Annotated in this window: 6 protein-coding genes; 3 read left to right on the top strand and 3 right to left on the bottom strand. The window is 76.8% G+C overall.

Going from position 1 to position 6498, the window contains the following annotated elements; all coding sequences use genetic code 11:
* Positions 1 to 133 precede the first annotated feature (133 nt).
* Both MN205_RS06000 and MN205_RS06005 read left to right on the top strand, forming a co-directional pair.
* A complete protein-coding gene (locus MN205_RS06000; RefSeq protein WP_242125264.1) occupies positions 134 to 2548 on the top strand; it encodes a chemotaxis protein CheA in 2415 nt (804 codons plus the stop codon).
* A gap of 1 nt (position 2549) precedes the next feature.
* Complete coding sequence (locus MN205_RS06005; RefSeq protein WP_242125266.1) at positions 2550 to 2987, top strand: chemotaxis protein CheW; 438 nt, start codon at positions 2550 to 2552, stop codon at positions 2985 to 2987.
* A 77-nt stretch (positions 2988 to 3064) separates the two neighbouring features.
* Here the strand turns inward: MN205_RS06005 and MN205_RS06010 are convergent, their stop codons facing one another.
* The 3 genes from MN205_RS06010 to MN205_RS06020 form a co-directional block, all read right to left on the bottom strand.
* Complete coding sequence (locus MN205_RS06010; RefSeq protein ID WP_242125268.1) at positions 3065 to 3358, bottom strand: hypothetical protein; 294 nt, start codon at positions 3356 to 3358, stop codon at positions 3065 to 3067.
* 116 nt (positions 3359 to 3474) lie between these two features.
* Positions 3475 to 4335, bottom strand: a complete 861-nt coding sequence (locus MN205_RS06015; protein ID WP_242125269.1) for a hypothetical protein — start codon at positions 4333 to 4335, stop codon at positions 3475 to 3477.
* Between the two features lie 9 nt (positions 4336 to 4344).
* Positions 4345 to 5304, bottom strand: a complete 960-nt coding sequence (locus MN205_RS06020; RefSeq protein ID WP_242125271.1) for a hypothetical protein — start codon at positions 5302 to 5304, stop codon at positions 4345 to 4347.
* A 217-nt stretch (positions 5305 to 5521) separates the two neighbouring features.
* Here MN205_RS06020 and MN205_RS06025 point away from each other — a divergent pair, with 217 nt between their 5' ends.
* A complete protein-coding gene (locus tag MN205_RS06025) occupies positions 5522 to 6451 on the top strand; it encodes a hypothetical protein (protein ID WP_242125273.1) in 930 nt (309 codons plus the stop codon).
* The last annotated feature ends 47 nt before the right edge of the window (positions 6452 to 6498 follow it).

Consider the following 6498-nt stretch of genomic DNA (forward strand, 5'->3'; position numbering starts at 1 on the left):
GGGTGCCGGCCCGCGGCGTTTCAGTTCCCGGCCGCTGGTGCCGATGGGTGGAGCAGGCACCACCAGCACGACGGACCGGCCACGGGGCCGGGCCACCGCAGATCACCCGTCGCGAGATCCGGAGCGGAACCGCATGGACGACATGGACGAGATCGTCCAGGAATTCCTGGTCGAGAGCTACGAGAACCTGGACCAGCTGGACTCCGACCTCGTCGCGCTGGAGCAGCAGCCCGGCAGCCGCGAGCTGCTGGCCAGCGTCTTCCGCACGATCCACACGATCAAGGGCACGAGCGGCTTCCTGGCCTTCTCCCGCCTGGAGTCCGTCGCGCACGTCGGCGAGAACCTCCTGGCCCGCCTGCGCGACGGTCAGCTCGTGATGACCCCGGTCACCACCGACGTGCTGCTGCGCATGGTCGACACCATCCGCGCGCTGCTCGCCTCCATCGAGGAGAACGGTGCCGAGGCCTCCGTCGAGGTGGACCAGGTCGTCGCCGCGATCCGCGCCGTCCTGGACGGTGAGGAGCCGGTGCTGCCGGCCGCCGACGGTGCCGGCGTCGAGGTCGCCAGCGTCCCCGCCGAGGCTCCCGCGGCTCAGGCTCCCGCGGCTCAGGCTCCCGTGGCTGAGGTCCCCGTGGTCGAGGCGCCCGTCGAGGTCCCCGTGGCCGAGGCGCCCGCCGACGTCCCCGCCGAGGCTCCCGCGGTCGAGGTCCCCGTCGAGGTCCCCGTGGCCGAGGCCCCCGCGGTGGTCGAGGTCCCCGCGCCGGTCGCCGAGGTCCCCGCCGCACCCGCCTCCGCTGCCCCTGCCGCCCCCACCGGCGGCGCAGCCCCCTCCGAGAAGGCGTCCGCCGCCGAGGCCACCATCCGCGTGGACGTCGAGCTGCTGGAGTCCCTGGTCCGCCAGGCCGGCGAACTCGTCCTGGCTCGCAACCAGATCCTGCAGCGCGCCGGCGCCCTGCGCGACGAGGACCTCACCCGCGCCTGCCACCGCCTCAACCTCGTCGCCAGCGAGATGCAGGAGACGGTCATGCGCACCCGCATGCAGGCCATCGACCACCTGTGGTCGAAGCTGCCCCGCGTCGTCCGCGACCTCGGCAACATGCTGGGCCGCAAGATCAAGCTGGAGATGGAGGGCGGCGACACCGAGCTCGACCGCACCCTGCTGGAGGCGGTCAAGGACCCGCTGACCCACATCGTGCGCAACGCCGTCGACCACGGCATCGAGTCGCCGGAGACCCGTCGCGCCGCCGGCAAGAACGAGGTCGGCACGCTGAAGCTGCGCGCGGCCCACGAGGGCGGCCAGGTCGTCGTCGAGATCCGCGACGACGGCAAGGGCATCGACCCGGCGGTCATCGGCAGCAAGGCGCTCGAGAAGGGCCTGGTCTCGGCCGCCAAGCTCGAGGCGCTGACCCCCAACGACATCCTGCAGTTCCTGTTCCTGCCCGGGTTCTCCACCGCGGCCAAGGTCACCAACGTCTCCGGCCGCGGTGTCGGGATGGACGTCGTGAAGACGAACATCGAGCGCATCGGCGGCTCCGTCGACGTCGAGTCCGTCGTCGGCCAGGGAACCGTCTGGCGGCTGCGGATCCCGCTGACGCTGGCGATCGTCCCGGCGCTGACCGTCGAGTGCGCCGGCCAGCGCTACGCCATGCCGCAGGTCAACCTGCTGGAGCTGGTCAGCCTGGACACCGAGCGCATGTCGAAGGCGATCGAGGACGTCGGCGGCGCGAAGGTGTACCGCCTGCGCGGTGCGCTGCTGCCGCTGATCCGCCTGGAGGAGGCCCTGGAGCTGAAGCGCCCCACCGGCGCGGAGATGCCGACCAACCTCGTCATCGCCGTCCTGGAGTGCGACGGCCGCCGCTTCGGCCTGCTGGTCGACCGTGTCCTGGACACCGAGGAGATCGTCGTCAAGCCGCTCTCGGGCGCGCTGAAGGCGATCGGCGCCTACGCCGGCGCGACGATCCTCGGCGACGGGCGGGTCTCCCTCATCCTCGACGTGCAGTCCCTGGCGCGCCGCACCATGCGCGCCGACGGCCTGGAGCACGTGGCCGCCGAGGCCGCCACCGCCGCCGCCGCCACCGGCGAGGGCCAGCGCCTGCTGGTCGTCGGCCTGGGCGACGACCGCCGTGTCGCGATCCCGCTGGACGTCGTCACGCGCCTGGAGGAGTTCAAGACCGACTCCATCGAGCGCGTCGGGCGCCGCGAGGTCGTCCGCTACCGCGGCGAGATCCTGCCGCTGGTGCGCCTGTCCAACCACCTGGGCAGCATGCGCGGTTTCGACGAACCGGAGCTCACCGCGCTGCCGGGCGTCGTGTACTCGGCGCGCGGCCGCTCCGTGGCGATCGTCGTCGACGAGATCGTCGACATCGTCTCCGGCCAGGACGCGCGCAGCGACATCGACGACGCCGGCCTGGTCGGTTCCGCGGTCATCCGCGACCGCGTCACCGAACTGCTGGACGTCCGCGCGGCGATCCTCGCCGCCGACCCGCACTTCTTCTCCGAGCAGGCTCAGAACGAGTTCGCCGCCGCTTCCTCTCGACTGGGGGTCTGAGATGTCGACGCAGTACGCCACCTTCGCCCTCGCCGGCCACCTGTTCGGCGTGGAGGTCCGACGCGTGCAGGAGGTGCTCACCGAGCAGCCCCGCACGCCCGCCCCGCTGGCGCCCCGCGCGGTCGCCGGCCTGATCAACCTGCGCGGCCAGGTCGTCACCGCCCTGGACCTGCGCCGCCGGCTCGGGATGCCCGACCGCGCCGAGGGGCAGGCCGCGATGAACGTCGTGGTCCGCGCCGCCGAGGAGGTCTGGAGCCTGCTGGTCGACTCGATCGGCGGGGTCATCGAGGCCGCCGACGCGACCTTCGAGCCGCCGCCGGACACGCTGTCCGGCCCGATCCGCGAGCTGATCCGCGGCGCCTACAAGCTCGACGACGCGCTGCTGCTCGTCCTCGACGTCGACAAGGCGCTGGAGATCGAGGACGCGCTCACCGCCTGACGGCGGCGACCGTCCACGACGACGAGGGGCCCCCACCGGTGTGGTGGGGGCCCCTCGTCGTCCCCGCCGTCGTGCGCTCAGGGGCAGACCAGCACGTTCACGCCCTCAGGGCCGGGGCGTTCCACCACCCCCAGGCGGGCCAGGTCGGCGACGAACCTGGCCCGTCCCACCGCCTCCCCGCCGTTCTCCACCAGGTACTGCGCGTACGCCTGCCGGGTCGTCCCGGCGGTGTCCCACGTCTGCTCGGTGAACCAGACGCGCACCGTCCGGTCCACGCCGGCCTGCTCCAGGGTCGCGGCGGCACCCGCGAACGCGGTGCCGCAGTTCGGGCAGACGGCGGTGCCGCTGCCGTGGTCCTCTTCGTCGTCCACACCACGATGCTGACCGCGTCCGGGTGCCCGGCGCGTCCACCCCCGGCAGGATCCGCGCATGGCACCGCGGGTGGACCCGCGGGGGCCGGCGGGGCCCCGGGGGCGGACCCGGGCCGTCACGACGGGCGGCGGTACAGGGCCAGGTCGTCCTCCCGCACCCGGGGCGGGCCCTCGGCGGGACGGTCCACGGGGGCCTCGCCCGGACGCCCCGGCACGGTCGGGGCCGGAGCCGCACCGGTGGCCGACCCGGGGTCGTGCGCAGGGGTGCCCACCCCGCCGGGCCGGGGTTCGTCGCCCGCCTCACCGCCCGCCCCGTCGCCGGCTCCGTCGTCCTCCCTCTCGTCGTCGTCCTCCCGCTCGTCGTCCGCCGCGCCGGGCCCGCGCAGCAGGGTGAACGCCGAGGCCGCCGCCAGCGCCGCGGCCAGCAGCAGCACCGCCGCCGCCGTGCCGTGCGAGAGCAGCTGCAGCCCCACCCCCCACGTCCCCGGCGGAAGCAGATCGGCGGCCTGGGCGGCGAACCCGGCCAGCGCCGTGAGGGCCGCCAGCGCCGTGCCCGCCGCGACCGCGGCCGCCGCCCACCGCGCCACCGCGCGCGGCACCAGCGCCGCCGGACGGCCCGCGACCACCAGAGCCGCCAGCACCACCGCCCCCAGAGCCCCCGCCAGCAGCGGCAGGTGCGGCGGCTGCACCTGCCACAGCAGCGACCACCGCTCCGCCAGCAGCTGCGCCGTCGTCGGCCGCACCACCCCCTGCGCCGCGGCCAGCAACCCCGTCGCGGGGTCCACCAGCCCGAACGTGGCGTCCAGGGAGCCGCTCAGCACGCGGCGGGACGTCTCGACCGCCAGCACCGTCGGAGCCGCTGCGGCCGCGGTCAGCACCCACCCGGCCCACGACGCCGTGCGCCGGGACCGGTCGCGGGGCGGGACGGGGCGGCGGGCGGGGGGAGCCGCCTCGGCGGGGACGTCGCGATCTGCCACGCGACGACGCTAGTGCGGTGCACCGCCGCCCGGGGGTTCTCCGGGCACCCGTGGCGGGCGCCGGTACAGGGCGCGGTCCTCCGCCCGCAGCCGCGGCGGGCCACCCGGGACCGCCGCGGCGCCGTCCCCCGCGCCCACCCCCACGTCCCCCGCCGGGGGTGCGGGCGGGGGCGCGGGCGGGGGCCCCGGTTCCCGGCCCGCACCCGCCGGGGGAGGTGGTGCCTGCCCGGCGGGGGCCTCGGCGGGGAGCTCGGCGGGGGGCTCGGCGGGGGGCTCGGTCGGGCCCTCGGTGGGGGGTGCCGTGGCGGGCGCGCTGGTGGTGGACGCCGTGGTGGGGGACGCGGGCGGGCGCAGCAGCACCGCCCCGCACGCCACCGCCAGCGCGGCGGCCAGCGCCGCGGTGCCCAGCGGCACGCTCGCCTCCAGCCACCCCCACGTGTCCAGCACGAAGAACGGCAGCTCCTCGTCCACCTGACCGGAGCGGGACACCGTCGCCAGCGACCCGGCCGCCAGCCCCAGCGCCCCCAGCAGCACCAGCGCCGCCACCACAGCACCGGCCCGCCGCTGCACCCGCCCGGGCGCCGGCAGGCCCGGCCGTCCCGCCAGCGCCGCACCCGTCACGGCCAGCAGGCCCACCACCGACGCCAGCAGCGCCGTGCTCACCGGGATGGCGTCGAGCATCGCCGGCCACCGGTCCGTCAGCCCCAGCGCGACCTCCTCGTCGCCGGGACCGGCGAACCCCTCGCCGGTGCGCCACCCGAAGTGCTCGCGGTCGCGGGCGCCGGCCAGGAACCTGCGGCAGCTCTCCGCCGCCGGGAGCAGCGGGAGGGCCGGTGCCAGCACGAGCAGCCACGCCGACCGGTCCTCCCCGGGCCGGTCCTCGCCGGGCTCCTCCCCGCCCTGCTCGCGCTGCTCCCCGGGCTCCGGGCGGTCCTCGCCCGGCCCGCGCTGCGCGTCCCCGCTCGCCATGGCCCGACGCTACGGCGCGGGCGCCCCGGCGTCCCCCCGACGGAGCAGCGCGACTGCGCCCCGTGGCCTGCCCGGTGGTCCCGACACACCCGTACGTGTGACGGCGCGTGGTGGACACCGACACGCGGTGTCAGGGTGGCGGCAGGCCACCCGGTCCAGGGTGGTCGGGCGCCACCCGGCCGGGCGGCGTCGCCGCGGCAGCCTGGAGGCGACCACCATGCACTACTCGCTCGTGAGCTCGCCGGTGCTCGGCTTCGACCTGGTGCGCCTGCCCGCGGGCGACTCCACCGCCGAGGTCCTGCTGCGCGCCCTGGACAGCGGCCCGCGCGAGCTGGACGTGCTCGCCGCGCAGCACGACGCGGGCGTGCGCGCCGAGGCGTGGCGCTCGGTGCGCGAGGCCGCGCGGTCGGTCCCGCAGATCACCGACCTGCTGGGCCAGGTCGCCGACGGCCTGGCGACGGGCACGTTCACCGAGGAGGTGAGCGGCCCGCGCGTGGAGGCGGGGGTGGTGCGCGTGCTGCAGGGCTCCACGATCGCCGACGCGGACGCCCTGGTGCGCCTGGTGCACCACGACGTCCTCGACTGGACGTGGAGCGCGCCGCTGGACGGCGGCCCCCGCCTGCGCACGGAGACCGCCGGCCGCGCCGCCGACGTCCTCGCCGACGCCGCCGTGTCCGCCTACCTGGGCGACCGGCTGCCCGACGGGGTGCGCCGGGTGCTGGCCAGCCCCTACCTGCACGCCGCGCGGGACCTGGCGCCGCTGCCGTCGGTGCCGCAGGGCCTGGGGGAGGAGCAGGCGGGGGTGCGCCGGGTGCTGGAGCGGCTGGCGCGGCTGGACGGCACCGACCGGGCCTGCCTGCGCGCGGTCGCCGACACGCACCGGGCCGGCGGGGGCGAGTGGGCCAGCGCCGTGCACGACGCCTCCTGGGCCGTGCACCTGTCGGGTCGCGTGCGCACGGCTGCGGCCGCGCAGCTGCTGGCGGTGCGGGCCTTCCGCGCCGGGGGCCTGGACGCGGCCGACGGCGCCGGCGGGCTGTGGAACGTCGTCAGCGGTGTCGTGCACGCCGAGGTGGTGGCCGACCTGTTGTCCGCCGACACGCGCGCGGTGCTGCTGCGCCCCTGGGCCGCCGCCTTCGGCGACGCCTGACCCGTCCGTCCCACCGCCCGCCTCGCCCCGCCCCCACCCCCGCGGTG

Origin of the sequence: Kineococcus sp. TRM81007, from assembly GCF_022669155.1 — a bacterium.
Lineage (GTDB): Bacteria > Actinomycetota > Actinomycetes > Actinomycetales > Kineococcaceae > Kineococcus.

Coding starts and splice junctions, on each gene's coding strand:
- MN205_RS06000 (WP_242125264.1), top strand. CDS start 134: ATGGACGACATGGACGAGATCGTCCAGGAATTCCTGGTCGAGAGCTAC.
- MN205_RS06005 (WP_242125266.1), top strand. CDS start 2,550: ATGTCGACGCAGTACGCCACCTTCGCCCTCGCCGGCCACCTGTTCGGC.
- MN205_RS06020 (WP_242125271.1), bottom strand. CDS start 5,304: ATGGCGAGCGGGGACGCGCAGCGCGGGCCGGGCGAGGACCGCCCGGAG.
- MN205_RS06025 (WP_242125273.1), top strand. CDS start 5,522: ATGCACTACTCGCTCGTGAGCTCGCCGGTGCTCGGCTTCGACCTGGTG.